General features: G+C 65.1%; 1 pseudogene. It reads left to right on the forward strand.

The annotated features are described in order from the left end of the window. Positions 1-53: 53 nt before the first annotated feature. Positions 54-1006 (forward strand): annotated as a pseudogene (locus ACH438_RS46265) (IS3 family transposase); the annotation flags it as partial.

A 1006-nucleotide genomic window follows, 5' to 3' on the forward strand; every position in this document is an offset into this window, starting at 1 on the left:
TGAACCGCCCCGGGTTTTGTGCACACCCTCTTTCTTGAGAGGATGGGCACGAGATGCCAGCGAAGTACGACGAAGCGACCAAGGCCAAGGCTGTGCGACTGGTCGTGGAGCACCGCGGCGATTACGACAGTGAGTGGGCTGCGATCAAGGCGGTCTCAGCGCGGCTGGGCATGACCGCGGAAACGCTGCGGAAGTGGATCCGTCAGGGTGCGGTCGATCGGGGTGAGGCCGACGGGACCTCGACGGAGTCGGCGCGGATCATCCGGGAACAGAAACGCAAGATCGCCGAGCTGGAACAGACGATCGAAATCCTTTCTGCTGCAACGTCTTTTTTCGCGCGGGCGAACGACCCGCGACACCGTTAGTGTGTGAGTTCATCGCCGAGCACAAGGCCCGGTTCCCGATTGCGGCGATGTGCCGGGCGCTGACCGGGCAAGGCGTCACGATCTCCCCGCGTACCTTCCACGCATGGGCGCGGCGGGCGCCGTCGAAGCGGGCGTTGTGGGACACCACGGTCACCGAGATCCTGGCCGGGATCTACGAACCCGACGAGAAGGGCCGGCGCAAGCCCGAATGCCTGTACGGGGCGGAGAAGATGTGGGCGCATCTGCAACGCCAGAAGATTCCGGTGGCCCGGTGCACGATCGAACGGTTGATGCGCCGCAACGGCTGGCAGGGAGTCGTGCGGCGCAAGAAGGTCCGCACCACCGAGGCCGATCCGGCAGCGTCGCGGGCACCGGACCTGGTCGATCGCCATTTCCGGGTCGCGGCACCGAACATGCTCGTCGTCGCCGATTTCACCTACGTCCGCCTGACCGGGGGTGGTTTCGTGTACACGGCGTTCGTGATCGATGCCTTCGCGGGGCGGATCCTGGGCTGGGAATGCTCGACCCGCAAGGAGTCGGTGTTCGTCGAGTCGGCGATCCGTCAAGCGGCCTCTATGCGGTTGCGTGAGGGCAATCCGTTGGGTGCCAGCACTGTTCACCATTCCGATGCCGGTAGCCAG

This window comes from Nocardia sp. NPDC020380 (genome assembly GCF_044386975.1).
In the GTDB taxonomy this organism is placed as follows: domain Bacteria; phylum Actinomycetota; class Actinomycetes; order Mycobacteriales; family Mycobacteriaceae; genus Nocardia.